This window comes from Neorhizobium sp. USDA 3394 (assembly GCF_056280385.1).
Genome location: NZ_JBWCDU010000001.1, coordinates 1,958,241 through 1,983,311, shown reverse-complemented (window position 1 = coordinate 1,983,311; position 25,071 = coordinate 1,958,241). Strand labels below are relative to the sequence as shown.

Annotated in this window: 29 protein-coding genes and 2 tRNA genes; 20 read left to right on the top strand and 11 right to left on the bottom strand. The window is 60.9% G+C overall.

All coding sequences use genetic code 11. The features are described from left to right. Window positions 1–91: 91 nt before the first annotated feature. The 3 genes from ACZ9EJ_RS09430 to ACZ9EJ_RS09420 all read left to right on the top strand — a co-directional run bounded on the left by ACZ9EJ_RS09430 (window position 92) and on the right by ACZ9EJ_RS09420 (window position 646). Window positions 92–168, top strand: a tRNA-Pro gene (locus tag ACZ9EJ_RS09430). Window positions 169–220: 52 nt separating this feature from the next. Then, on the top strand, window positions 221–526 hold the full coding sequence (locus ACZ9EJ_RS09425) for an ETC complex I subunit (protein ID WP_046641388.1): 306 nt from the start codon (window positions 221–223) through the stop codon (window positions 524–526). Window positions 527–569: 43 nt separating this feature from the next. After that, window positions 570–646 (top strand) — tRNA-Arg (locus tag ACZ9EJ_RS09420). A gap of 138 nt (window positions 647–784) precedes the next feature. On the opposite strand, the gene ACZ9EJ_RS09415 is transcribed toward ACZ9EJ_RS09420, so the two are convergent. Beyond that, on the bottom strand, window positions 785–1,087 hold the full coding sequence (locus ACZ9EJ_RS09415) for a hypothetical protein (protein WP_046641389.1): 303 nt from the start codon (window positions 1,085–1,087) through the stop codon (window positions 785–787). 130 nt (window positions 1,088–1,217) lie between these two features. Between ACZ9EJ_RS09415 and ACZ9EJ_RS09410 the strand changes: the two genes are divergently transcribed. Continuing rightward, window positions 1,218–1,529 (top strand): putative quinol monooxygenase, encoded by a 312-nt coding sequence (locus ACZ9EJ_RS09410; protein ID WP_046630668.1) that lies wholly within the window; start codon window positions 1,218–1,220, stop codon window positions 1,527–1,529. Window positions 1,530–1,792: 263 nt separating this feature from the next. Further along, a complete protein-coding gene (locus tag ACZ9EJ_RS09405; protein WP_251090521.1) occupies window positions 1,793–2,449 on the top strand; it encodes a hypothetical protein in 657 nt (218 codons plus the stop codon). Between the two features lie 50 nt (window positions 2,450–2,499). Here the strand turns inward: ACZ9EJ_RS09405 and ACZ9EJ_RS09400 are convergent, their stop codons facing one another. The 4 genes from ACZ9EJ_RS09400 to ACZ9EJ_RS09385 all read right to left on the bottom strand — a co-directional run bounded on the left by ACZ9EJ_RS09400 (window position 2,500) and on the right by ACZ9EJ_RS09385 (window position 6,817). Further along, the gene (locus tag ACZ9EJ_RS09400) at window positions 2,500–3,273 is read right to left on the bottom strand and encodes an amino acid ABC transporter ATP-binding protein (protein ID WP_007763130.1); all 774 of its coding nucleotides are present in this window, start codon (window positions 3,271–3,273) and stop codon (window positions 2,500–2,502) included. A gap of 50 nt (window positions 3,274–3,323) precedes the next feature. After that, on the bottom strand, window positions 3,324–4,445 hold the full coding sequence (locus ACZ9EJ_RS09395) for an amino acid ABC transporter permease (RefSeq protein WP_370649819.1): 1,122 nt from the start codon (window positions 4,443–4,445) through the stop codon (window positions 3,324–3,326). A 40-nt stretch (window positions 4,446–4,485) separates the two neighbouring features. Next, the gene (locus ACZ9EJ_RS09390; RefSeq protein ID WP_046641392.1) at window positions 4,486–5,679 is read right to left on the bottom strand and encodes an amino acid ABC transporter permease; all 1,194 of its coding nucleotides are present in this window, start codon (window positions 5,677–5,679) and stop codon (window positions 4,486–4,488) included. A 112-nt stretch (window positions 5,680–5,791) separates the two neighbouring features. After that, window positions 5,792–6,817 (bottom strand): amino acid ABC transporter substrate-binding protein, encoded by a 1,026-nt coding sequence (locus ACZ9EJ_RS09385; protein WP_046630660.1) that lies wholly within the window; start codon window positions 6,815–6,817, stop codon window positions 5,792–5,794. Between the two features lie 365 nt (window positions 6,818–7,182). Here ACZ9EJ_RS09385 and ACZ9EJ_RS09380 point away from each other — a divergent pair, with 365 nt between their 5' ends. After that, window positions 7,183–8,373: a cystathionine beta-lyase gene (locus tag ACZ9EJ_RS09380; protein WP_046641393.1), complete on the top strand. Its 1,191-nt coding sequence runs from the start codon at window positions 7,183–7,185 to the stop codon at window positions 8,371–8,373. On the opposite strand, the gene ACZ9EJ_RS09375 is transcribed toward ACZ9EJ_RS09380, so the two are convergent. Together ACZ9EJ_RS09375 and ACZ9EJ_RS09370 are read right to left on the bottom strand one after the other, a co-directional pair. Beyond that, window positions 8,374–9,537 (bottom strand): FAD-dependent monooxygenase, encoded by a 1,164-nt coding sequence (locus tag ACZ9EJ_RS09375; protein WP_046641394.1) that lies wholly within the window; start codon window positions 9,535–9,537, stop codon window positions 8,374–8,376. A gap of 13 nt (window positions 9,538–9,550) precedes the next feature. Then, the gene (locus ACZ9EJ_RS09370; protein ID WP_007758304.1) at window positions 9,551–9,796 is read right to left on the bottom strand and encodes a zinc-finger domain-containing protein; all 246 of its coding nucleotides are present in this window, start codon (window positions 9,794–9,796) and stop codon (window positions 9,551–9,553) included. A gap of 172 nt (window positions 9,797–9,968) precedes the next feature. On the opposite strand from ACZ9EJ_RS09370, the gene ACZ9EJ_RS09365 reads away from it, so the two are divergent. The 9 genes from ACZ9EJ_RS09365 to ACZ9EJ_RS09325 all read left to right on the top strand — a co-directional run bounded on the left by ACZ9EJ_RS09365 (window position 9,969) and on the right by ACZ9EJ_RS09325 (window position 17,612). Next, entirely contained in the window at window positions 9,969–10,757 is a 789-nt protein-coding gene (locus tag ACZ9EJ_RS09365) for an alpha/beta fold hydrolase (RefSeq protein ID WP_046641395.1), read from the top strand. A 116-nt stretch (window positions 10,758–10,873) separates the two neighbouring features. Next, on the top strand, window positions 10,874–11,695 hold the full coding sequence (gene cysE / locus ACZ9EJ_RS09360) for a serine O-acetyltransferase (RefSeq protein ID WP_046630652.1): 822 nt from the start codon (window positions 10,874–10,876) through the stop codon (window positions 11,693–11,695). A gap of 160 nt (window positions 11,696–11,855) precedes the next feature. Beyond that, a complete protein-coding gene (locus ACZ9EJ_RS09355) occupies window positions 11,856–12,059 on the top strand; it encodes a DUF3126 family protein (RefSeq protein ID WP_037087332.1) in 204 nt (67 codons plus the stop codon). A 298-nt stretch (window positions 12,060–12,357) separates the two neighbouring features. Next, window positions 12,358–12,708 carry a phasin family protein gene (locus tag ACZ9EJ_RS09350; protein ID WP_046630649.1) on the top strand — a complete coding sequence of 117 codons (351 nt, stop codon included), beginning with the start codon at window positions 12,358–12,360 and terminating at the stop codon, window positions 12,706–12,708. A gap of 256 nt (window positions 12,709–12,964) precedes the next feature. After that, window positions 12,965–13,318 (top strand): ATP-dependent Clp protease adapter ClpS, encoded by a 354-nt coding sequence (gene clpS / locus ACZ9EJ_RS09345; RefSeq protein WP_046630926.1) that lies wholly within the window; start codon window positions 12,965–12,967, stop codon window positions 13,316–13,318. A gap of 10 nt (window positions 13,319–13,328) precedes the next feature. After that, a complete protein-coding gene (gene clpA, locus ACZ9EJ_RS09340) occupies window positions 13,329–15,860 on the top strand; it encodes an ATP-dependent Clp protease ATP-binding subunit ClpA (RefSeq protein WP_046641396.1) in 2,532 nt (843 codons plus the stop codon). Between the two features lie 109 nt (window positions 15,861–15,969). Then, complete coding sequence (locus tag ACZ9EJ_RS09335) at window positions 15,970–16,500, top strand: RNA 2'-phosphotransferase (RefSeq protein ID WP_046641397.1); 531 nt, start codon at window positions 15,970–15,972, stop codon at window positions 16,498–16,500. An 18-nt stretch (window positions 16,501–16,518) separates the two neighbouring features. Beyond that, window positions 16,519–17,277: an AzlC family ABC transporter permease gene (locus ACZ9EJ_RS09330; protein WP_046641398.1), complete on the top strand. Its 759-nt coding sequence runs from the start codon at window positions 16,519–16,521 to the stop codon at window positions 17,275–17,277. Further along, window positions 17,274–17,612, top strand: a complete 339-nt coding sequence (locus ACZ9EJ_RS09325; protein ID WP_046641399.1) for an AzlD domain-containing protein — start codon at window positions 17,274–17,276, stop codon at window positions 17,610–17,612. The genes ACZ9EJ_RS09330 and ACZ9EJ_RS09325 overlap by 4 nt, the downstream gene beginning before the upstream one ends. Before the next feature lie 3 nt (window positions 17,613–17,615). On the opposite strand, the gene ACZ9EJ_RS09320 is transcribed toward ACZ9EJ_RS09325, so the two are convergent. Genes ACZ9EJ_RS09320 through ACZ9EJ_RS09305 form a run of 4 tightly spaced genes read right to left on the bottom strand, consistent with a single transcriptional unit; the run spans window position 17,616 to window position 20,498 of the window. Further along, window positions 17,616–18,047 (bottom strand): HIT family protein, encoded by a 432-nt coding sequence (locus ACZ9EJ_RS09320; RefSeq protein WP_046641400.1) that lies wholly within the window; start codon window positions 18,045–18,047, stop codon window positions 17,616–17,618. Between the two features lie 41 nt (window positions 18,048–18,088). Beyond that, a complete protein-coding gene (locus ACZ9EJ_RS09315; protein ID WP_046641401.1) occupies window positions 18,089–19,285 on the bottom strand; it encodes a GNAT family N-acetyltransferase in 1,197 nt (398 codons plus the stop codon). An 8-nt stretch (window positions 19,286–19,293) separates the two neighbouring features. Continuing rightward, the gene (locus ACZ9EJ_RS09310) at window positions 19,294–20,031 is read right to left on the bottom strand and encodes a glycerophosphodiester phosphodiesterase (protein ID WP_046630637.1); all 738 of its coding nucleotides are present in this window, start codon (window positions 20,029–20,031) and stop codon (window positions 19,294–19,296) included. Further along, window positions 20,028–20,498 (bottom strand): RidA family protein, encoded by a 471-nt coding sequence (locus tag ACZ9EJ_RS09305; protein WP_046630628.1) that lies wholly within the window; start codon window positions 20,496–20,498, stop codon window positions 20,028–20,030. The genes ACZ9EJ_RS09310 and ACZ9EJ_RS09305 overlap by 4 nt, the downstream gene beginning before the upstream one ends. A 110-nt stretch (window positions 20,499–20,608) precedes the next feature. Here ACZ9EJ_RS09305 and ACZ9EJ_RS09300 point away from each other — a divergent pair, with 110 nt between their 5' ends. From ACZ9EJ_RS09300 to frr, 5 genes are all read left to right on the top strand, one after another. Next, window positions 20,609–21,457 (top strand): cell envelope integrity EipB family protein, encoded by an 849-nt coding sequence (locus ACZ9EJ_RS09300; protein ID WP_046630626.1) that lies wholly within the window; start codon window positions 20,609–20,611, stop codon window positions 21,455–21,457. 212 nt (window positions 21,458–21,669) lie between these two features. Beyond that, window positions 21,670–22,443, top strand: coding sequence for a 30S ribosomal protein S2 (gene rpsB / locus ACZ9EJ_RS09295; protein ID WP_046641402.1), 774 nt, complete (start codon window positions 21,670–21,672; stop codon window positions 22,441–22,443). Between the two features lie 234 nt (window positions 22,444–22,677). Then, window positions 22,678–23,604 (top strand): translation elongation factor Ts, encoded by a 927-nt coding sequence (tsf, locus tag ACZ9EJ_RS09290; protein ID WP_046641403.1) that lies wholly within the window; start codon window positions 22,678–22,680, stop codon window positions 23,602–23,604. 113 nt (window positions 23,605–23,717) lie between these two features. Beyond that, the gene (gene pyrH / locus ACZ9EJ_RS09285) at window positions 23,718–24,440 is read left to right on the top strand and encodes a UMP kinase (RefSeq protein ID WP_007758349.1); all 723 of its coding nucleotides are present in this window, start codon (window positions 23,718–23,720) and stop codon (window positions 24,438–24,440) included. A 45-nt stretch (window positions 24,441–24,485) separates the two neighbouring features. Further along, complete coding sequence (gene frr, locus ACZ9EJ_RS09280) at window positions 24,486–25,043, top strand: ribosome recycling factor (protein ID WP_046641404.1); 558 nt, start codon at window positions 24,486–24,488, stop codon at window positions 25,041–25,043. The last annotated feature ends 28 nt before the right edge of the window (window positions 25,044–25,071 follow it).

Here is a 25,071-nt window from a genome sequence, read left to right as displayed (position 1 = left end):
ATCCTCGGCTTGTTTGCTTTAGCGTAACCGCGGTTCCATTTTGCTGTTGCGGCACAAGGGGGAACCGTGTATCTCGCAACCAACGTAGGAACGGAGTGTAGCGCAGTCTGGTAGCGCATCTGGTTTGGGACCAGAGGGTCGGGAGTTCGAATCTCTCCACTCCGACCAACGCTTTCAGGTGAGGCTCCTCATCCGTTCCAGCCCATGGAGCGTTACAGGAATGGCCGCCAAGATTTATCGTCCCGCAAAGACCGCCATGCAGTCCGGCAAGGCCAAGACCCATCTCTGGGTGCTGGAGTTCGACCAGGAACAGCCGCGCCGCATCGATCCGATCCTTGGCTACACATCCTCAGGCGACATGAAGCAGCAGGTTCGGCTGACTTTCGAAAGCCAGGAACAGGCGGAAGCCTATGCCAAGCGTGAAGGCGTCGAATACCGGGTCATCCCGCCGAAGGATCCGAATCGCCAGATCGTTTCCTACACCGATAACTTCCGTTTCAACCGCAGCCAGCCCTGGACGCATTGATTTTTGAGCCGCTCGGGCCTTCCCGGGCGCCGCTGCCGAGATCGGCCCCTTAGCTCAACTGGATAGAGCAGCTGCCTTCTAAGCAGCAGGTCGCAGGTTCGAGTCCTGCAGGGGTCGCCAAGTCTCTGATGTCCGACCCGGAGACATAGGTAACAGTTTGTCCCTAAGACATGGATGACACTTTCCGCTTTTGGCGGGAGGTGCTGATGCCGTGCAAAGAGACTGTCCAGCCGGACCGTTCCAACTGATCCCCCGCGACTACCGGATGCGGTAGACGGACATGGCCACCGGGTAGGCATAGACGCCCCGGTAGAAGAAGCCGTTGCGATACAGGCAACCTCGCAGCCGCACCGCAGGCAGGCTGGCCTCGGCGATCGCTCCAGCCTCTGCCAGACCAGCTTCGGGGAGGCATCGAGCCAGCGCCCTGTTGTAGGCCTGCATGAGTTGAGGGCTGCTTTCCACAGGCACTGCTCCGTAGAGCCGCAAATCCGACCGGGCTTCAGCCGCCATCGATGTGCAGGCCAGGCCAAGTGCCACGCCCAATGCGAGCTTGAGGTTCATCTGTTCGCTCTCCGCTTGATTAAGATGCCGCGTGGAACGCGATGTCGGGCGATTTGTTCCTAAGCTGTTTGTAGGCCTATAATCCAAGCCGGCGTATCGCCGGTTGGCGTGGCTACCTTGGGAGGGGAAGATGAAATGCATCATCGGATTTTTCATAACCAAGCCTGGCAAGCGCGAGGAATATCTGGAAGCGGCGCGTGATCATCTGGAGAGAAGCCGGCTCGATCCCGATTGCCTTTATATCGAACTGGTCCCGATGCCGGATCATCCCGACAAGCTGCTGCTCGCGGAGGCCTTCACCAGCGAGGAAGCGCATCGCCGACATGAGGATACCGATCATATGCGAGCGCTCTGGGCAGTGGGGCCGATACTTCTATCCCACGTCGTTATCGACAATGTCATATCGGCGTCGGTGCAACACACGGACGAGCGTTTTGAGTAGCACCTGAGGTCGCTTGCCGCTGCCGCTCGAAGTGGTTGAGCTCCCGAAACCCCATTCTTGCCGCATTGAGGATTCGGAATTGCCGCATTGTTTCGTATGATGCTTCTTGTCGGTTCCGTAGCGTCACGCGAGCGGAAGACAGATCGGCGATTGAGCGGCCACGGCCCTCGGAAAACGCCTCCAACACATTGAAATGGTTTTCATTCGGGCAATTCGAATTGCCCGGACCTTGTGCTTGTTTTGAGCTTCGAGTGGGGATTGATATGAAGAGGATATCGTCCGCCGGCGCGGTTTTGGCGCTTGCGTGTTTTTTGACGGCGGGTCCGGGGTTTGCGGAAGACAAGCCACTGATCTGGAAGCCGATCCGCAATTCCGATACCAGCTATTCCGTCAAGCTCGGCCTCAAGCTGCCGACCCGGCTCGAAACCGAGGCCGGCGTGTCGATGGGCGTCGACACGTCGGCGAGCGGAACCCCGCTGGATACACCCATCAAGTTCTGGAGCAATTTCACGGCGGAAAAGATCCAGACGCCCGCCTATCAGCTGAACCGCGGCGTCGGTGTCGATCTCGACGGCAATACCGGCAGCGCCGGGATCACCATGAATTATTACGAAAAGGAAATCGCCACGCCGATGATCGATATCGAAAGGCGCAGCAGCTACGGCCTGCGGTATGACGGGACCTCGGGAGAATGGCGCGGCCTCGATGCGAGCCAGTCGGTTCGCCTGTCGCACAGCCCAAGCAGCACGGCGCTGGTTGGGCGGGCAAGTGGCAGCAATGGGTTTCGCACGCTCGGAGCAGGCGTCGCCGTGGAAAAGAGGCTCGGCCGCTACATGACGGTCAGCGGCGCGCTCGACCGCACCTCGGATGCGCCCGAACCGGTCACGAGCGTCAATGCGCGTTATTTCTTCCGCTGGTGAAACGAAAATGGGGCGCCGAAGCGCCCCAGGATTGCGTGCCCGTAAGCCTGTCAGTGCAGGATCTGGCTCAGGAACAGCCTTGTGCGCTCGTGCTGCGGGTTGTCGAAGAATTCCGCCGGCGAGTTCTGTTCGACGATCTGGCCCTGGTCCATGAAGATGACGCGATGGGCGACCTGGCGGGCGAAACCCATTTCGTGGGTGACGCACAACATGGTCATGCCTTCTTCCGCAAGGCTCACCATCGTATCCAGCACTTCCTTAACCATTTCCGGGTCGAGCGCCGAGGTTGGCTCATCGAACAGCATGATCTTCGGCTTCATGCACAGCGAGCGGGCGATCGCCACGCGCTGCTGCTGGCCGCCGGAGAGCTGGCCCGGATATTTGTTGGCCTGTTCCGGGATCTTGACGCGGGCGAGATAATGCATGGCGATCTCTTCCGCCTGCTTTTTCGGCATCTTGCGGACCCAGATCGGCGCGAGCGTGCAGTTTTCCAGGATCGTCAAGTGCGGGAAGAGGTTGAAGTGCTGGAACACCATGCCCACTTCGCGCCGCACTTCGTCGATCTTCTTGAGGTCGTTGGTAAGCTCGATGCCGTCGACGATGATGTTGCCGGCCTGGTGTTCCTCGAGGCGATTGATGCAGCGGATCATCGTCGATTTGCCGGAGCCGGACGGGCCGGCGATGACGATGCGTTCGCCCTTCATCACCTTCAGATTGATGTCGCGCAGCACGTGGAAATCGCCGTACCACTTGTTCATGCCGATGATTTCGACGGCAACGTCGGTAGCCGAGACGGTCATTTTTTTGGGTTGGGCGTCTGCCATTTATATCCCCTTAATTTTATCGTTTGTGGCTAGGCACGGCTTCAGGTCGGCTATCGCTTCAGGTTGGTGTCGAGGTGCCGCTCCATGAAGGCGGAGTAGCGCGACATGCCAAAGCAGAACAGCCAGAAGATGAAGCCAGCGAAGATAAGGCCGGTGATCGGTGTGACGGGGCTGATCCAGGTCGTGTCGGTGAAGTTCAGCTGTACGATCCCGAGAAGGTCGAACATGCCGATGATCGACACCAGCGACGTGTCCTTGAAAAGGCCGATGAAGGTGTTGACGATGCCCGGGATGACCAGTTTCAGCGCCTGCGGCATGATGATCAGCCGGATCTTCTGCCAGTAGCTGAGGCCGAGCGAATCGGCGCCTTCGAACTGTCCCTTCGGGATGGCCTGCAGGCCGCCGCGAACCACCTCGGCCATGTAGGCGGAGGCAAAGATCGCCACGCCGACCAGTGCGCGCAGGAAGTTGTCGATCGTCCAGCCGGTCGGCAGGAAGAGCGGCAGCATCACGTTCGCCATGAACAGCACCGTGATCAGCGGCACGCCGCGGATGACCTCGATGAAGGTGACGCAGAGAATGCGGATCACCGGCATCGTCGAACGTCGCCCGAGCGCCAGCAGAATGCCGACGGGAAGCGACACGGCAATGCCGACGAAGGAGAGGATCAGCGTCACCATCAGGCCGCCCCAGAGCGGTGTCTCGACCTTCTGGAGCCCGAACACGCCGCCATGCAGCAGGAAGAATGCGAGGATCGGCAGGCCGACGAAGAGCAGCAGCGCATTCAGGCCCTTGCGAGGCAGTTTCGGCATCAGGGCCGGCACGAGCAGGCAGATGAACAGCACCGCCACCAGGATAGGCCGCCAGCGCTCGTCGATCGGGTAGCGCCCGAACATGAATTGCTGGAAGCGGTCGCCGACAAAGGCCCAGCAGGCGCCGCTCCAGCCATTCGGCTTGATGCCGCCCTGCACGGCGGTGGTGCAGAACGAACGGTCGGTTCCGAACCACGCCGCCTGCACGAACAGCCAGTTGATCATGCCGGGCAGCGCCCAGACCAGGAGGGCAACCGCGAGGATCGTCAGCGCGGCGTCTTTCGGCGTGGCGAGAAGATTGGTGCGGATCCAGCCCGATGCGCTCCTGGTGCTGAGCGGAGCGGGGGTCGGGGCGATCATCTCCTGGCGGACATAGGAAATGGTTTTCGTGTTCATGATCTTACCTCTCCACCAGTGCCATTTTGGCGTTGAACCAGTTCATGAACAGCGAGGTCGTGATACTGATGCTGAGATAGACGACGAGCCAGATCGACACCACTTCGATTGCCTGTCCGGTCTGGTTCATCGTCGTGCCGCCGGTGGCGACCAGTTCCGGAAAGCCGACGGCGATGCCGAGCGACGAGTTTTTCGTGAGGTTGAGATATTGGCTGGTGAGCGGCGGGATGATGACCCGCATCGCCTGCGGCACGACGACGAGACGGGTCGTGGTGCTGGGCTGCAATCCGAGTGCTGCCGCCGCTTCGCTTTGTCCCTTTGCGACAGCCCGGATGCCGGCGCGGATCGTCTCGGCGATGAACGAGGCGGTATAGAAGGAGAGGGCCAGGTAAAGAGCCACGAATTCCGGGGCGATCACGGATCCGCCCGACAGGTTGAAGCGGCCGGCGATCGGGAAATCGAACGTCAGCGGAGCGCCGACGGCAAGGAAGGCGAGAACCGGCAGGCCGACGAGCAGCCCGATGGCCGCCCAGATCGTATGGAACTGCTGGCCGGTCCGCATCTGCCGCTGTTTTGCCCAGCGCGCCACGATGAACGTCGCAACGATGGCAATCAGCAACGCAACGGGGATTACCCACGCGGCATCGCCCCAGACGGGTCTCGGGAAGGCGAGGCCGCGATTGTTGAGCACCATGCCGAGCGGCAGTTTGAGCGAGTCCCGAACCTGCGGCAGCGACGAAAGCACGCCCTTGTACCAGAAGAAGATGATCAGCAGCACGGGGATGTTGCGGAAGACTTCCACATAGACGGTGCAGAGCTTAGCGATCAGCCAGTTCTTGGAAAGACGGCCGATACCGATGATGAAGCCGATGGCGGTTGCGGTGATGATGCCGAAGAACGCCACCAGGATCGTATTCAGGAAACCGACGAGGATGGCGCGCCCGTAGGTCGAATCGCTCGAATAGTCGATCAGCGAGGCGCCGATGTCGAAACCGGCGCGACCTTTGAGGAACTGATATCCGGAAGCGGTACCGGAGCGCGCAAGGTTGGCGACGGTGTTGTCGAAAATCGACCAGCCGATGGCGACGACGATAACGAGCGTGAGGATCTGGAAAAAAATAGCCCGGATCTTGGGATCGTAAACGTAGGATCTGAGAGTTCGCGCTTCGGAAGGCGCAATTGCAGCGTGATCTGTCATGCTGGCCTTTTCCCCTGTGACCTCATTTTTGAGGTCTTTTTCTTTTTATGCGTTTTGTTCTTATAGGGGATAAGGCGGCATCGGCCGCCTTATCCGGTCGTGTTATCGCCGATTAACGAACCGGCGGAGCGTATTGCAGGCCGCCCTTGGTCCAGAGCGCGTTCAGGCCACGCTGGATCTTGAGGGGAGTGTTCTGGCCGATGTTGCGTTCGAACACTTCGCCGTAATTGCCGACGGCCTTGACGATGTTGTAGGCCCAGTCGTTGGTCAGGCCGAGGTCGGTACCGATCTTGGTATCCTTCTCGACGCCGAGGAAGCGGCGGACGTCCGGGTTGGTGGAGGACTTGCGGATGTCGTCGACATTGGCCTTGGTGAGGCCGAATTCTTCAGCCTGCACCAGTGCGTAATGCGTCCACGAAACGATATCGAACCACTGGTCGTCGCCCTGGCGAACGGCCGGGCCGAGCGGCTCCTTGGAAATGATTTCCGGCAGAATGATGTGCTCATCCGGGTTCGAAAGCGACAGGCGCAGCGAATAGAGGCCGGACTGGTCGGTCGTGTAAACGTCGCAACGGCCTTCCTGATAGGCCTGGTTCACTTCCGGCAGCTTTTCGTAGACGACCGGCTTGTATTCGAGCTTGTTGGCCTTGAAGTAGTCGGCAAGGTTGAGCTCGGTGGTGGTGCCGGACTGAACGCAGACGGCAGCGCCGGAAAGCTCCAGAGCCGACTTCACGTTGAGGCTCTTCGGCACCATGAAGCCCTGGCCGTCGTAGTAGTTGACGGTACGGAAGTTGAAGCCGAGCGCGGTATCGCGGTTGATCGTCCAGGTCGTGTTGCGGAACAGGACGTCGCCTTCGCCCGACTGCAGCGCCGTGAAGCGGGTCTGCGAAGTGGTCGGGGTATATTTCGTCTTCGTTGCGTCATTAAAAATGGCAGCTGCAACGGCTTTGCAGTAGTCAACGTCGAAACCGGACCAGTTGCCCGATGCGTCCGGTGCGGCAAAGCCGGCGAGACCGGTGTTGACGACGCACTGAACGAAACCCTTGGACTTGACGGTATCAAGCGTAGCGGCCGATGCCGCCGATGCGAAGCCAAGGACCGCTGCGCCAATAGCGGCTGACAGAAGCGTCTTTTTCATTTTCCCAACCTTTATCTGTGGTTTTCTGTGACTTGATGGCACCGGGCCGCTCCCCTGTTTTTTCGAATACGGCCGGCCGCCCGCTAACCCTCCCGGTGCAGGCGTTGCTATCTCATTCGCAAAACAACGCAGGGTCAAGTGTCGCCTTTTCGAATTGCGTCTGAAATGAGGTAAATTCGTTAACCCGGCTCAGAAAACGCTCAGTTACTTAAAGTTTGAGCAGTGGATGATCAAAAGAGGTGCGTTTTCCGTGGTGTGGCAGGCAGCCTGATGTATCTGCTTCAGACGTCGTTCGCGGGGTTGACCGGGCCTTGCTCCGACGGCAAAACTTGGCGTCTCCATTGCCAACGAAAGCTCTCCCCGACATGAAAAAGACGAACGAGTCCCTGTTCACCGGCGCTGGCCCCAACACGCGTCTCGCCCATATGGGCAACGACCCGTCCGACTACCACGGTTTCGTCAATCCGCCGGTCGTTCACGCTTCGACCGTGTTGTTTCCCGACGCGGCGACGATGGAGAAACGGGCCCAGAAATATACCTACGGGACCCGCAGCACGCCGACGACCGATGCGCTCTGCGCAGCGCTCGACGAATTGGAAGGCTCGGCCGGGACAATCCTCGTTCCCTCGGGGCTGGCAGCGATTTCGGTGCCGTTTCTCGCCTATCTCTCGGCCGGCGACCACGCCCTGATCGTCGATTCCGTCTACGCGCCGTGCCGCAACTTCTGCAATACGATGCTGAAGCGCCTCGGCGTCGCGGTCGAATATTACGACCCGGAAATCGGCGCCGGCATCGAAGCGCTGATCAAGCCGAACACCAGGCTGATCCATACCGAAGCGCCGGGCTCCAACACCATGGAGATGCAGGATATCCGAGCGATCGCCGACGTGGCCCACCGGCACGATTGCGTCGTCACCATGGACAATACCTGGGCGACGCCGCTTTATTTCCGGCCGCTCGATTTCGGCGTCGACGTCTCGATCCATGCGACGACGAAATATCCGTCCGGCCATTCGGACATCATCATGGGCTCCGTCTCGGCCAACGCCAAGCACTGGCCGAAACTCGAAGAAGCCCGCATTGCGCTCGGCATCTGCGGTGCACCGGATGATTCCTACCAGATCCTGCGCGGCCTGCGCACCATGGGCGTGCGCCTCGAGCATCACCAGAAGAGCGCGCTCGATATCGCCACATGGCTGGAGAGCCGCGACGACGTTTTCCGCGTCCTGCATCCGGCACTGCCGAGCTTTCCGGGCCATGCGATCTGGAAGCGCGACTTCAAGGGCGCCAGCGGCGTCTTCTCCTTCGTGCTGGAGGCGGAGGGCGACAAGGCAAAGGCCAAGGCGCACGCTTTCCTGGACGCGCTGTCCTTCTTCGGCCTCGGTTATTCCTGGGGCGGTTACGAGAGCCTCGCCGTGCCGGTCAACCTGTCGGACCGCACCATCCGCAAGGCGCCGCCGGAAGGGCCGGTCATTCGCCTGCAGATCGGTCTCGAAGATGTGGCCGATCTGAAGAAGGACCTGGAAATCGGTTTCGCGGCCGCGGCCGCGATTTGATCAGCTTGCCTTGAAGCCGTAAAGCCAGTCGAAATCCGCCGCAAGCGATTGCGGCGGACGCAGCGACAGGACGATGTCCCGGCCGAGCCGGATCGGGCCGCGGGCGTGATAGGCGAAGCGGTTGAAGAGGCCGCGGGCGCGCACCTTGGCGACCCGCGCCGCGCGTTCGCTTTCGAAATTCGTCAGGGCTTGCTCAAGGGGCAGGGAACCTGCCACCCGGTTCGCCAGCACGAAAGCATCCTCGATCGCCATCGATGCGCCCTGGGCCGCAAACGGCATCATCGCATGGGCGGCGTCGCCGATCAGAACCATGTCGCGGCCGTTGTGCCAGCGCCCGGCACTCACCTGGTAAAGCGGCCAGAAGGTCGGTTTTTCAGCCTTTTCGATCAACTGAACGATGCGCCGGTCCCAGCGATGGAACTGGCCGAGCAGCATGCGCCGCTGCGCATCGCCCGCTTGCGCATCCCACGTCTTGCCGGGGCTGATGCCGGAGGCGATCGCGACGATGTTGAAACCGTCGATCTCCCTGAGCGGGTAGGCGACCACATGGGTCGACGGCCCGAGAAAGGCGGTGACTTGGTTCGCGTCCAGCCAGTCGGGCCGGGCCCTGCCGGGAATCGTGAAGCGCCAGGCGACATTGCGTGAAAAATCCGGCTCCGGGCTCTTCGGTATGTCGGCGCGCAGATTGGACCAGACGCCGTCGGCGCCGACGATCAGAGGATAGGTTTGGCCGGTGATCCCGGCCAGCGTCCCGTGCGGATCCTTGCGGACAGGCGTATCCAGATGGATGCTGCAGAGCGGGTTCTGTTCGACCGCGGCAAGCAATGCCTGTTGAAGCGTCGCACGGTGGAGAACCCCATAGGGCGCACCCCAGCGCTCGCGGGCGAAACGTCCGGCGGGAACATGTGCAAGCGGTCTGAGCGACGTGCCGGAAACGAGCGCGATCCGCTCCGGCTCGGTCCAGACGGCTTCGAGCGCGGGCAGGACGCCAAGTTCGGAGAGCACGCGCGACGCGTTCGGCGATATCTGCAGGCCGGCGCCGACCTCGATCAGGGCGGCCGCTTCCTCGAAAATGTCGCAGGCTATGCCGTGACGGGCGAAGGCGAGCGCGGCCGTCAGCCCGGCCATGCCGGCACCGATGATCGCTACTCTTTCAATGGGCATGTCGGAATGCCGATCAGGCGGCCTTAACGTGGAAAACGCAGCCCGGCGGGTCGGTCTGCTCGGCCTTCAGCGACGGATTGTAGCGGTAGAGGGTCGAGCAGTAGGAGCAGACCTTCTCGTTGTCGTCGCCCATGTCAATGAAGATATGCGGATGGTCGAAGGGAACCGAGGCACCGGTGCACATGAATTCCTTGACGCCGATCTGGATCAAGCGATGTCCGCCGTCGTTCTGGAAATGGGGAATGCTGTGCCCGGCCATGATGGTCTCCGATACTTGAATGCGGCGCGTCTGATTTGCGCCGGACATTAGCGGCCCGCTTGACGATTGTGTAGTGGGAAAACCGCCGCAGGCGCGTCGATTTCGTATCGGGCACGGGTTCAAACGCCGAGGTTCATCGCCTATGTTCCCGGCGTCAATAAGGACTGCCCCGATGAATCTCAACGCGCCTGCCTTCTCCAAGTTTTCCCACCAGGGTCTCGATCTTGCCTATTTCGACGAAGGCGATCCGTCGGGTTATCCGGTATTGCTCATCCACGGGTTTGCTTCCAGCGCGCTGGTCAACTGGGTGCATCCAGGTTGGCTGAAGACGCTCGGCGACGCGGGTTACAGGGTCATCGCCATGGACAATCGCGGGCACGGGGCAAGCGACAAGCCGCGCGATCCGGAAGCCTATCGGCCATGGGTGATGGCCGAGGATTCGATGGCGCTCCTCGATCACTTGAGGATCCCGGAAGCGCATGTCTTCGGTTATTCGATGGGCGCACGGATTTCGGTCTTTTCCGCGCTCGCCCATCCGCATCGGGTGCGCTCGTTGGTCCTCGGCGGCCTCGGGATCGGCATGACCGACGGGGTAGGGGATTGGGACCCGATCGCGGACGCCTTGCTCGCTCCGTCGCTCGATGACGTCAGCCATGCCCGCGGCCGCATGTTCCGCGCCTTTGCCGACCAGACGAAAAGCGACAGGCAAGCCCTTGCCGCCTGTATCCGCGGTTCGCGGGATCTGGTGAGCCGCGCCGACATGGGGCGGATCGACGCGCCGACGCTCATCGGGGTCGGCACCACGGACGACATCGCCGGTTCCGCGCAGGAGCTGGCCGCTCTGATGCCGCACGCGATTGCCCTCGATATTCCCGGACGCGACCACATGCTCGCGGTCGGTGACCGGGTGTTCAAGAAGGCGGTTATCGACTTCTACGCGGAACTCTCCGCAAGGCCGTAGGTTTCCTCATTCTTACGATCAACGGAATGCGATTTTGCGCCCATTGGTCTCGGCGTAAACTTATTCTATATACTGGCCCTGAAAAGCTCTGCCATACGGCAAACGAGGAGACGGCGATGGCCGCAAGAACTGAAATCCGCCAGGAGCCGGTCGCAACGATGGATCCCATCTGGGATACGCTGCGCCAGGAGGCACGCGTGGCGACCGAGCAGGACCCGCTGCTCGCCGCATTTCTGTATTCTGCCGTGCTCAACCATCGCTCGCTCGAGGAATGCGTCGTTCACCGCATCTGCGAACGCCTTGCCCATGGGGATATTCCGGACGTCCTTCTGCGCCAGACCTTCATGGAAATGCTGGCGGACTGGCCGGAATGGGGCGCCATCATGCGCGTCGACATCCAGGCCGTCTACGACCGCGATCCCGCCTGCCTGCGTTTCATGGAGCCGGTTCTCTATTTCAAGGGATTCCACGCGATCCAGACGCACCGGCTGGCGCATTGGCTGTTCAACCGCGGCCGCCGCGATTTTGCGCTCTATCTGCAGAGCCGCTCCTCCAGCGTCTTCCAGACGGACATCAATCCGGCAGCCCGCATCGGCAAGGGCATCTTCCTCGATCACGCCACCGGCCTCGTGGTCGGCGAGACGGCCGTCATCGGCGACAACGTCTCGATCCTGCATGGGGTGACGCTCGGCGGCACCGGCAAGGAGGGTGCCGACCGCCATCCGAAGATCGCCAACGGCGTCCTCATCGGTGCCGGCGCCAAGATTCTCGGCAATATCGAGGTCGGGTCGTGCTCGCGCGTCGCCGCCGGCTCGGTGGTCCTGAAGGCCGTACCGCCGAAGTCGACCGTCGCCGGCGTGCCGGCGAAGGTGGTCGGGAGTGCCGGGTGTTCGGAACCGTCGCGCCTGATGGACCAGCTTCTCGGTGCCGACGACTGATTCGTCTGCGTTCGCCCGCCGCTTTTCGATGTTTGGGGTTTGCTGAACATCGGCCTCAGCGAACATCGCAAAAGAGCGGCAAGGCTGTTTCTGGCGACTTTACTTTCGCCGTTGTCCCATGCCAAAAGCGCCGCACTTAGAACCGCTGACGGAGAGAAACGTGAAACCGGACGAAATCAAGAAGCTCGACGCCTATTTCAAGCGCGTGATCAATCCGCAGGCGATCGTCAAGGCGCGTCCGCGTAAGAACGACTCGGCCGAAGTTTACCTCGGCGACGAGTTTCTCGGCGTCATCTACATCGATGACGAGGATGGCGACCGCTCCTACAATTTCTCCATGGCGATCCTGGACGTCGATCTCTGATCGATCTCCCGGACGTCGATCTGCGATCGTTCCGGTCGCACGACTTCAGGGCGGGCTGATTGGCCCGCTTTTGTGATTCGTGCGGAGCGACCGCCGGATGGGAAAATGGCTGCGACGTTTTGTGCGTTGGTTGTGATCCGCTGATATATCTTCGCAAAATCAGGACGCTCTATCGGTTTATGCATTCGCACGCATGCGGCTGCAACCAAAGGTGATTTTGCGGCGCACAAATCATCCTTGACTTTTATCGGCGTGCCGCATTCTATCAGCGCATCCGAATAGAACAAAGGGACCGGCGATGTTCAATTTCGATGAGGCCAGCAAGAAAAGCAAGGAAGCGATGGACGGGATGCTGAAGAGCTATTCCGAGATCGCCAAGGGTTATCAGGCGATCGCGACCGAAGCGACCGATTATTCCAAGAAGTCCTTTCAGGACATGACGGGTTTCATGGAAGCGCTCGCTTCCACCCGCAGTGTCGAGGCGGCGTTCGAACTCCAGACCAATTACGTGAAGTCGGCTTATGAGAGCTTTATTGCCGAGTCGACCAAGATTACCGACATGTATGCCGATCTCGCCAAGACGGCTTACAAGCCCTACGAAGCGCCGGTCGCCAAGTCGACCGCCATGGTGACTGCAAACGCCGCGTAACGCGCATAGCGGCCCCCAAAACGACGCCTTCACAGTCAGAAGGCCGGCGGCGTTCAACGCTGCCGGCCTTTTTGATTCATGCCAATGCGGAAATTCCCGATTTTCGGCATGTTCCGTGATCTCTTTAGCGGAATAGTGATTGCGTGGCCGCAAAGGGGGCTTAAAATCCGCGTTCAATGAACTAAGTTAGGAAGACTAAAGTCCGGCCGTTCGGCCATTCGGACGAACCCGCCGGATGACTGGGGAATGAATGAAGATGATCGCACTGCCGATCTTGATGCAAGCTGAAAAGGGTGGCGACGGAGACAGCGCAAATCGCGGTACCTCGGTCATCACGCGCACGAAGCCGAAAACAAAGAAGCCCAATCTCTACCGCGTACTGCTGCTGAATGACGATTATACGCCCATGGAGTTCGTCATCCACATTCTGGAACGTTTCTTTCAGAAGGACAGGGAGGCAGCGACGCGTATCATGCTCCACGTTCACAATCACGGCGTGGGGGAATGCGGAATATTCACATACGAAGTAGCGGAAACCAAAGTGTCCCAGGTCATGGACTTCGCCCGGCAACACCAGCATCCGCTGCAATGTGTCATGGAAAAGAAGTGAGGAACCCGACGTGCCAACATTTTCGCCTAGTCTAGAAAAGGCGCTGCATCAGGCACTGACCTTTGCCAACGAGCGGCATCACGAATATGCCACGCTCGAGCATCTGCTTTTGGCGTTGATCGACGATGCCGACGCAGCCGCGGTCATGGGCGCTTGTAACGTCAATTTGGAAACGCTGCGCAAGACCGTCACCGACTATGTCGATAATGAACTTGCCAACCTGATCACCGGTTATGACGAGGATTCGAAGCCGACCTCCGGCTTCCAGCGTGTCATCCAGCGCGCCGTGATCCACGTCCAGTCCTCGGGCCGCGAGGAAGTGACCGGCGCCAATGTTCTCGTCGCGATCTTCGCGGAACGGGAAAGCCATGCGGCCTTTTTCCTGCAGGAGCAGGAAATGACCCGCTACGACGCGGTCAACTATATCTCTCACGGCATCGGCAAGCGGGCGGGCACCTCCCAGACCCGCACGCCGCGCGGCGCCGAAGACAGCGAACCGGAAGCCAAGCCTTCCGCCCGCGACCAGGAGGAAGGTTCCGCCAAGAAGCCGCAGGACGCCCTCAAGGCCTATTGCGTCAACCTGAACGAAAAGGCCCGCGATGGCCGTATCGATCCCCTGATCGGCCGCCATGCCGAAGTCAACCGCACGATCCAGGTTCTGTGCCGCCGCTCCAAGAACAACCCGCTCTATGTGGGTGATCCGGGCGTCGGCAAGACGGCGATCGCCGAAGGCCTCGCCAAGCGGATCATCGAAGGCAAGGTGCCGGAGGCTCTGGCCGACGCCACCATCTTCTCGCTCGACATGGGCACGCTGCTCGCCGGCACCCGTTATCGCGGTGATTTCGAGGAACGCCTGAAGCAGGTCGTCAAGGAACTCGAAGAGTATCCGGGTGCGGTTCTGTTCATCGACGAGATCCACACGGTCATCGGGGCAGGCGCCACCTCCGGCGGCGCGATGGATGCCTCGAACCTGTTGAAGCCGGCTCTGTCTTCGGGCGCGATCCGCTGCATCGGTTCGACCACCTACAAGGAATACCGCCAGTTCTTCGAAAAGGACCGGGCTCTGGTTCGCCGCTTCCAGAAGATCGACGTCAATGAGCCGTCGATCGAGGATGCGATCGAGATCATGAAGGGCCTGAAGCCTTATTTCGAGGACTATCACAAGCTGCGTTACACCAACGAGGCGATCAAGTCGGCCGTCGAACTGTCGGCCCGCTACATCTCCGACCGCAAGCTTCCTGACAAGGCGATCGACGTGATCGACGAGACCGGTGCGGCCCAGATGCTGCTGCCGGCCTCCAAGCGCCGCAAGCTGATCACCGAGAAGGAGATCGAAGCCACGATCGCCACCATGGCGCGGATTCCGGCAAAGACCGTCTCCAAGGATGACGAGATGGTTCTCGCCAACCTGGAAAAGGAACTGCGGTCGGTCGTCTACGGCCAGGATGCGGCGATCGAAGCCCTGTCGACGGCGATCAAGCTCGCCCGTGCCGGCCTTCGCGAACCGAACAAGCCGATCGGCTCCTACGTCTTCTCCGGTCCCACCGGCGTCGGCAAGACGGAAGTCGCCAAGCAGCTTGCCGCTTCCCTCGGCGTCGAGATGCTGCGCTTCGACATGTCGGAATATATGGAACGCCACACGGTCTCGCGGCTGCTCGGCGCACCTCCCGGCTATGTCGGCTTCGACCAGGGCGGTCTCCTGACCGACGGCGTCGATCAGCATCCGCACTCGGTGGTCCTGCTCGACGAAATCGAGAAGGCGCATCCGGATATCTACAATATCCTGCTGCAGGTCATGGACCATGGTTCGCTGACCGACCACAACGGCAAGAAGATCGACTTCCGCAACGTCATCCTGATCATGACGACCAATGCGGGCGCGTCGGAAATGGCCAAGGCCGCCATCGGCTTCGGCTCGTCCAAGCGCACCGGCGAGGACGAAGAGGCGATCAACCGCCTGTTCACGCCGGAATTCCGCAACCGCCTCGATGCGATCATCCCGTTCGCACCGCTGCCGACGGAGGTCATCCATCAGGTCGTGCAGAAGTTCGTCATGCAGCTCGAGACGCAGCTTTCGGAACGCAACGTCACCTTCGACCTGCATCAGGATGCGATCGCCTGGCTGGCGGAAAAGGGTTACGACGAGAAGATGGGCGCCCGCCCGCTCTCGCGCGTCATCCAGGAATACATCAAGAAGCCGCTCGCCAACGAGATCCTGTTCGGCAAGCTGCGTAAGGGTGGCGTGGTTCGCGTTACCGTCGGCAAGGGCGAGGATGGCAAGGACAAGCTCATCCTCGACTCGATTTCCGAAGCGACGCCCGTGAAGCCGAAGCCGGAGGCCGAGGTGGAAGAGGCCGCCGAGGAAGCCGAGACCAAGGTTGCCAAGCCCAAGGCACCGAAGAAGTCGGCGCCGAAGGACAAGGACGGCGGCTCGGCCCGGGCTCGCGCCATGGTCGACGCGGACGTGATAGCATCGGAAGATGCGCCCAAGACGCCGCCGCGCAAGAGCACCACGGTGCCGCGTGTGCCGAAGAGCAAATAACAGTTTCGCATGGAACTCTTGCGATGCCGGGCTTGTCCCGGCATCGCCGTTTTTGTAAGCCCGGCAGCATTGTCACGAACACGGGCATTGCTCAGTCAGGAACTGCCGGATGTCGACCGAAATCAGCAAGCTTCTCAGCCATGTGCTTCGCCACGCACCTGAACGCTTGGGCATCGTTCTGGACGCAAATGGTTGGACATCCGTCGATATCCTGATCGCCAAAGCCCGCGAACAGGGTTTTGCAATCGACCGCCCGATCCTGGAGGCAGTCGTCGCCAGCAGTGACAAGAAGCGCTTCACGCTTTCTGAAGATGGCCAGCTGATCCGGGCGGCCCAGGGACATTCCGTCGCCGTCGATCTCGGTCTGGAGCTCAGTGAGCCACCGGAAGTCCTGTTTCATGGCACGGCGAGGGACAATCTTGAGCCGATCATGGTTGAAGGTCTCAAACCCGGCAAACGCCAGCATGTGCATCTGTCGCTCGACGAGGAAACCGCCGTCAAGGTCGGTGGCCGGCATGGCAAACCCGTCGTGCTCAAGGTGGATGCCGGCAGGATGTATCGCGATGGTCGTGCTTTCTTCCGGGCCGACAATGGCGTCTGGCTGACGGATCATGTTCCGCCGGCCTATCTTCAGGCCTGAGCGGAAGACGAACGCCGAATGACGGATGCAACGCCTGAACATGACGACCGCAACGCCCTATCCTGGTTCTTTACCGGCATGCGGGGCCTGCTCTCGCTTCCGGCCCTCATTCTCCTGACCTCGATCGTCGGTTTCAGCGCCTTTGCGCTCGAATCGGGACTGACGCGCGCCGAGGCGGTCTTCATGTCGTTGGCCATCTGGGCGCTTCCGGCGCAGGTCATCCTGGTCGGCAGCATGGCGAGCGGTGCCAATATCGCAGCCTGTTTCCTCGCGGTTACGCTCTCCTCGATCCGCATGATGCCGATGGTCGCCTCGGTCATCCCGGAAATGCGCACGAGGCGCACGCCGATCTGGCTGCTGCTGATCCTGTCGCATTTCATCGCCATCACCTCCTGGGTGTTCGCGATCACCACGCTGCGCAACGTTCCGCGCGAATACCGGGCAATCTATTTCGCCGGCTTCGGCGTGACCTTGACCTTGACGGGCACCCTTGTCGTCGGGGTCTTCTACGACATCGTCTCGGGCTTTCCGCCGACCGTCGCGGGCGTACTCTTCTTCCTGACGCCGGTCTATTTCAACGCTTCCATATGGGCGAGCGCACGCCAGCCGGTGGTCAAGATCGCCTTTGTCATGGGGGTAATCCTCGGCCCGACGCTGGCGCTGGTGACCCCGCAATTCGACGTGCTTTGCGCCGGCGTCGGCGGCGGAACGGCGGCCTACCTGATCGACAGGGCGCGTCGGAAGAAAACGCGCCTCGGGCAGGAGGCTAGGCGATGATTGCCGAATACTGGACCTTCATCGTCATCGCGGTCGCGGGTTTCGTGGCGACCGACATCTGGCGCTGGCTCGGGGTTTTCACCGGCAACCGGCTGAACGAGGATTCCGAGGCGCTGTATTGGGTGAGGGCGGTGGCGACCTCGCTCGTCATGGCCGTCACCGCCAAGCTGATCGTCTTCCCGAACGGCACGCTCGCCGGCACGCCGCTCTGGCTGAGGGTCGGCGCCGCCGGCATCGGGTTTGCGGTATTCGTGGCGACCGGCCGCAAGGTCGGTGTGGGTGTGGCCGTGCCGATGGCGCTTTTGGTCGCGGGTATCTGGTGGGGCGGCTTCTAGGGGTCAGTTACCCAATTCGCCGATGATCTTTTCGGCGTTTGCCGCAAGCACCTCGTTGTTTTCCATCTGGCCCGAATGGGGCTTCAGCGCCTGTCCCTCGTAACGCGGGATGACGTGGAAATGCAGGTGGAAGACGGTCTGGCCGGAAGCCGGTTCGTTGAACTGGATGACCGTGATCCCGTCCGCCTCGAAGGCGTCCTTGGCGGCCTTGGCGAGCTTCTGCACCACGGGGATCAGCTTCGAAAGCACGGCAGGATCGGCATCGAGGATGTTGCGCGATGGGGTTTTCGGGATCACCAGCAGGTGACCGGGCGATTGCGGCATGACATCCATGAAGGCAAGGGTATCGTCGTCCTCGTAGACCCGGTGGCACGGAATCTCGCCGCGCAGGATCTTTCCGAAGATGTTGTTGCTGTCGTAAGCTTGGCCGCTCATCGTGATGTCCTCTCCTTGTGGTCCGGTCGTTTTTTAAAGACCTAGTCCTGTTCCTGCTGGCGCTCGCCCTTGCGGAACGGGCTGTGCTCGGCAAGATATTCCGTCATCTGCTCGACGTCTTCCCGTTCGCGCTCCAGATAGTCGGCGATCGCGCGCCTCAACCCCGCATGGGCGATATAGTGCATCGAATGGGTGGTGACAGGCAGGTAACCGCGTGCCAGCTTGTGTTCCCCTTGTGCGCCGGCCTCGACGCGCTTCAGGCCCTTGGCGAGCGCGAAATCGATCGCCTGGTGATAGCACACCTCGAAATGCAGGAAGGGGTGGTCCTCGATACAGCCCCAGTGCCGGCCGTAGAGCGCATCCCCGCCGATGAAGTTGATCGCGCCGGCGACGTATTTTCCCTCGCGCTTGGCCATCACCAGCAGGATGTCTTCCGGCATGCGCTCGCCGATCAGCGAATAGAACGTCCGGGTTAGATAGGGCCGGCCCCATTTGCGGCCGCCGGTGTCCATGTAGAAGGTGAAGAACTGGTCCCAGATCTCTTCGGTCAGGTCCTTGCCGGTCAGCCATTCGATGCTGATGCCGTTTTCCAGGGCCGCGCGGCGTTCCTTCTTCAGCGCCTTGCGCTTGCGGGACGCCAGCGTTTCCAGGAACGCGTCGTGGTTCTCATAACCCTCGTTGATGAAATGGAACTGCTTGTCGGTGCGGTGCAGGTAGTCGGCCTCCTCGAAGGCGGCGACCTGGTCTTCGGCAACGAAGGTCACATGCGCCGACGAGATGCCGAGCTGCCGTGTCACCTCCTGGAGACCGGCCGCAAGCGTCAGCTCGGTCGAATCGCTGTCGTAACCTTCGCAGACCAGCAGCCGCGGCCCGGTCGCGGGCGTGAACGGCACGGTGCATTGCAGTTTCGGATAATAACGCCCGCCGGCCCGCTCGAAAGCGTCGGCCCAGCCGTGGTCGAAGACATATTCGCCCTGGCTGTGGCTTTTGAGATAACCGGGGACCGCACCGATCAGCATGCCCTTGTCGTCTTCGAGAAGCAGATGGTGGCCGAGCCAGCCGGTCTTGGCGGTGGCCGAGCCTGATTCCTCCAGCGCCGAAAGGTAGGCATGCGACAGGAACGGATTGTAGGGCACGTCCAGGGACGAGGACTTGGAAGTGCCCGAAAGGCGCGACCAGCTTGCCGGGCTGATCGCGCAGAAGGACTTTTCGATGCGGATGGTAAGATTACCGGTCATGCTCTGCTTTACAGGGAGGGGGAGGAAGCCTCCCGCGGATCAAAACCTTCGAATGTCATCTGGTCCGCATATTTATAGGTATGTTCGCGCCCGTTTGCATCCCTCACGGTCCAGGTAATGACCGGAATTCCGGTCGCTCTCTGTGCTGTGATGAACGTATTCGGCAGGTGGGGGTAGTGATAGGAAATGAAGTCGAGGCCAAGTTGCATGGCTTCGTCATGCTCGAAAAATTCCTCCGGTTTGTCGCCCATGGCCGTCAGGCCGAGCGGGTAGGGCGAACCGGCTTTTCTGAGATCGCGCAGGATGTGATAGTCGAAGCTCATCAGCGCCACCTTGCCCTGATAACCTTCGAGAACTTCGAGCACGGCTTCCGCGAACCCGTCGTCCTCGCCGTCGCCTTCGCGCCCCTTGATCTCTATGACCAGGGGCACCTTGCCGGCGACGAGTGCGAGCATCTGCTTCAGGGTCGGTATTTTGTCTTTGGTCTGGCCGACCGAAAGCATGCCGAGTTCCGCGGAGGTCTTCTCGCGGATGTCGCCCTTGATGCCGCAGAGCCGTTCGAGATCATGGTCGTGGAAGATCACCGGCACGCTGTCGGAGGCAAGCTGCACGTCGCATTCGATCGCAAAGCCGGCTTCCACCGCGCGCGAAAAGGCAGACAGGGTATTTTCCCACACCTGATGGTTCATGTCGTGAAAGCCGCGATGGGCGACCGGGAGGTCCTTGATCCAGGATGCGGAGGTCATGCTTCGATCTCGATGATGGCGTCGATTTCGACGGAGGCGTTGAGGGGCAGGCAGGCCATTCCGACGGCCGCACGGGCATGTTTGCCGGCATCGCCCAGCACGTTGGCGATCAGGTTGGAGGCGCCGTTGATGACGAGATGCTGCTCGACGAAATCAGGTGTCGACGCGACGAAGCCGTTGAGCTTCAAGACACGGCGGATCCTGCCAAGGTCGCCGCCGAGTGCCGCCTTCGCCTGGGCGAGGATGTTGATGGCGCAGAGTTCCGCTGCCCGCTGCGCTGCCGGCAGATCCACATCGCGCCCGACAAGGCCGGTTACCGCGACCTTGCCCCCTTCGATCGGCAACTGGCCGGAAAGATAAAGAGTATTGCCGCTGATCGTGTAGGGCACGTAATTGGCGGCGGGTGCTGCCGCGACGGGGAGCACGATCCCCATTTCCTGCAGGCGGCCTTCGATGGCTTCGGTCATTTTCGACTCCCGTTTTGTTGTAAAATCTTCAAAAATCCTGCATCAAGGCCTTAGCTTGGTCAGATGGCGTTCTTATAACATCACCAACTGAGTCCAACAGGAGAATGTGAATGTTGCGAATGAGCCTCGGGGTGATCCTTGCCGGCGGTCTGAGCCTTGTGGCTGCCACCTCCGCGGACGCGAATACCGACGCTGCCGCCCGGCTGCTCGTCCCGCATCGCGCCATTTACGACCTGAAGCTCAAGAACGCCTCCGAACGTTCCGGCATCGAAGGCATGTTCGGCCGCATGGTCTATGAGTTCACCGGCTCGGCCTGCACCGGTTTTTCCACCAATTTCCGGCTGGTCACCAAGATCAATACAGGCGAGGAGACGCGCCTTAGCGATCAGCAGACCACGACCTTCGAGGACATGGCCGCAAACCAGTTCCATTTCGAGACCAAGTCCTTCACCGACGAGCAGCTCGACAAGCAGCTGAGCGGCGACGCGTCGATCGTCGACAAGGGCATCAAGGTGGAAATCACCCAGCCCGACGGCCGTGAGATCGAATTGCCGTCGAGCGATTTTCCGACCAGCCACATGCTCGACGTTATCGCGAATGCCAAGCAGGGTAAGAGTTTCTTCGAGGCGCGGGTCTTCGACGGCTCGGAAAACGGTGACCAGGCGCTGCTGACCACGACGGTGATCGGCAAGTCGCAGACCGCGCAGAAGGACGATGTCGATGCCGACAAGGCCGGCGAGTTTGCGAAGTCTTCCTTCTGGCCGGTGACGATCGCCTATTTCAACGAAAATGCCGTCGGCGATCCGACCCCGGTCTACAACATGTCGTTCAAGCTCTATGAGAACGGCATCACCCGCGATCTCACCATGGATTACGGCGACTTCGTGCTGTCCGGCAGCCTTGCCAAGCTGGAGCTGTTGAAGCCGCAGCAGGACCCGTGCCCGGCGCCGGCGAAATAGTCGCCCCCCCGCTGATTACCGGTCACTCGCTTACGCTGAGGTAATTTCCTCAAGGCTCTTGCTTTTGCGGCAAATCGAATGTATGGCCAGCCGCATTCCACACGTAAGGCATGGGATTGTCCGGGAGAAATCCGGACCGTTCCGCCCGGTGGCATTCTCGAAGAGGGTGCTGTTCGCCTTGCGGAGGTTCAACCGGAAAAGGATAACTAGGCATGGCATTGCCCGATTTTTCTATGCGCCAGCTTCTCGAGGCAGGCGTTCACTTCGGCCACCAGACTCACCGCTGGAACCCGAAAATGAAGCCGTACATCTTCGGCGATCGTAACAACATCCACATCATCGATCTGGCCCAGACCGTTCCGATGCTGTCGCGCGCCCTTCAGGTCGTGTCCGACACCGTCGCCCGCGGCGGCCGCGTTCTGTTCGTCGGCACCAAGCGCCAGGCGTCCGAACTGATCGCCGACTCGGCCAAGCGTTCGGCCCAGTACTACGTCAACTCCCGCTGGCTCGGCGGCATGATGACCAACTGGAAGACCATTTCGAACTCGATCCAGCGTCTGCGCAAGCTCGACGAGATCCTGAACTCGGAACAGTCCGGCTATTCCAAGAAGGAGCGCCTGAACCTCGAGCGCGAACGCGAGAAGCTTGACAAGGCTCTCGGCGGTATCCGCGACATGGGCGGCACCCCGGACCTGATGTTCATCATCGACACCAACAAGGAAAAGATCGCCATCGACGAAGCCAAGCGCCTGGGCATCCCGGTCGTCGCCATCATCGATTCGAACTGCGATCCGGACCTCATCGACTACCCGATCCCGGGTAACGACGACGCTTCGCGCGCCATCGCTCTCTACACCGACCTGATCGCTCGCGCTGCCATCGACGGCATCGCTCGCCAGCAGGGCGCTTCGGGCCGTGACATCGGCGCCTCGTCTGAGGCTCCGATCGAGCCGGCGCTCGAAGGCGAAGCAGAAGCTGAAGCTTAAGGTCTGGATGGAGCGGCTTGGCCGCTCCTCCTTTCTGAAATTCGATCGAGGCCAGAGATACCATCCCTGGCCTTGGTCGTTTCAAGGCGATCCGCCACCGCTCCGTCGTCGAGGCGATCGCATGCATGATGTCTTCATCACGCTGTCACACTTCCGGGTACATTCGTCCCAAAACTTTTGAGTCCGCCGACGTTTTTCCGGCGAGAAGCACTTGAACCGACAAGAGGCAAAACAATGGCTGAAATCACCGCTGCACTGGTAAAGGAACTGCGCGAAAAGTCCGGCGCAGGCATGATGGACTGCAAGAAGGCGCTGACCGAAACGAACGGCGACATCGAAGCGGCAATCGACTGGCTGCGCGCCAAGGGCATTTCCAAGGCCGACAAGAAGTCCGGCCGGACCGCGGCTGAAGGCCTGATCGGCATTGCCAGCGCCGGCCACAGGGCCGTCGTCATCGAACTCAACTCGGAAACCGACTTCGTTGCCCGCAACGATGCCTTCCAGGACCTCGTCCGCGGCATCGCCGGCGTCGCCCTGACGACCGACGGTTCCGTCGAGGCGATCTCGGCTGCTACCTATCCCGCTTCCGGCAAGCCGGTTGCCGACACGATCAAGGACGCGATCGCCACGATCGGCGAGAACATGACGCTGCGTCGTTCCGCCCTGCTGCAGGTCGAGCACGGCGTCGTCGCGACCTACGTCCATAACGCTGCCGGCGACGGCATCGGCAAGCTCGGCGTTCTGGTTGCCCTGAAGTCGGTCGGCGACAAGGAAGTCCTGACTTCGCTCGGCCGTCAGGTCGCCATGCACATCGCTGCCACCAACCCGCTCGCCATCCGCGCCGAAGAAGTCGACGCGACTGTGGCCGAGCGCGAGCGCAACGTCTTCATCGAGCAGTCGCGCGCTTCCGGCAAGCCGGAAGCGATCATCGAAAAGATGGTCGACGGCCGCATGCGCAAGTTCTTCGAGGAAGTTGCTCTCCTGTCGCAGGCCTTCGTCATCAACCCGGACGTGACCGTCGGCCAGGCTGTCAAGGATGCTGAAAAGCTCGCAGGTGCTACGATCGAAGTCACCGGCATGGCCCGTCTTCTGCTCGGCGAAGGCGTCGAAAAGGAAGAATCGGATTTCGCCGCTGAAGTCGCAGCGGTCGCCAAAGGCTGATATTCGTTAGGTAAAGCTGTCGAAAGCGCAAGGGCACCGGTGACAAGCCGGTGCCCTTCGTGTATCCGCAAGCCGTTTGACCCTGCCCGTATTTTTGATTTCAAGGAGCCTCCATGTCGCCTCAGCCCCTCTACAAGCGTGTCTTGCTCAAGGCCTCCGGTGAAGCTCTGATGGGCGGCCAGGGTTTCGGCATCGATGTCGCGGTTGCCGATCGAGTCGCCTCCGATATTGCCGAAGCGCGCGCCATGGGCGTCGACGTCGGCGTGGTCGTCGGCGGCGGCAACATCTTCCGCGGCGTAGCCGTGGCGTCCAAGGGCGGCGACCGGGTGACCGGCGACCACATGGGCATGCTTGGCACCGTGATCAACGCCTTGGCGCTGGCCACGTCGCTGCGCAAGCTGAACGTCGACACCGTGGTTCTGTCGGCGATCTCGATGCCGGAAATCTGCGAGAGTTTCTCGCAGCGCCAGGCGGTGCATCACATGGCGCAGGGCAGGGTAGTGATCTTCGCTGGCGGCACCGGCAATCCATTCTTCACAACCGATTCGGCGGCTGCGCTGCGCGCGGCTGAAATCGGTGCGGAAGCGATCTTCAAGGGCACCCAGGTGGACGGTATCTATTCGGCCGATCCCAAGAAGGACCCGACGGCGACCCGGTTCGAGACACTGACGCATGGCGAAGTGCTCGAAAAGGGTCTGGCGGTGATGGATGTGGCGGCAGTGGCACTTGCCCGCGAAAACTCCATTCCGATCATCGTTTTTTCGATCCATGAGAAGGGCGGCTTCGCCCAAATCTTGACCGGCGGCGGCCGCAAGACCATCGTAGCGGACAATTGAGGCGCGGCGTCGCGGGCCGCCCAGACAACATACGGGAGTAGACGGATGAGTGGAATCGACCTCAACGATATTAAGCGCCGCATGGAAGGCGCGATCAACGCGTTCAAAAGCGATATCGCATCGCTGCGCACCGGCCGCGCCTCGGCCAACATTCTCGATCCGGTGATGGTCGAAGCCTACGGTTCGCGCGTGCCGCTCAATCAGGTGGCCAACATCACCGTGCCGGAAGCGCGCATGCTCGGCGTGTCCATCTGGGACAAGTCGATGGTCGGCGCCGTCGACCGTGCGATCCGCGAATCAAACCTCGGCCTCAACCCGATCGTCGATGGCCAGAACCTGCGCATTCCGCTCCCCGAGCTCAACGAGGAGCGCCGCAAGTCGCTGGTCAAAGTTGCGCATGACTATGCGGAGAAGGCCAAGGTTGCCGTGCGCCACGTCCGCCGCGATGGCATGGACGGCCTGAAAAAGGCCGAAAAGGACGGCGACATCGGCCAGGACGAGAGCCGCTCGCAGTCGGAAAAAGTGCAGAAGATGACGGATGATACGATTTCCGAAGTCGACCGCTTGCTTGCGGATAAGGAAAAGGAAATCATGCAGGTCTAACTTAGGCCTGGTTTGCCGCCATATTCCG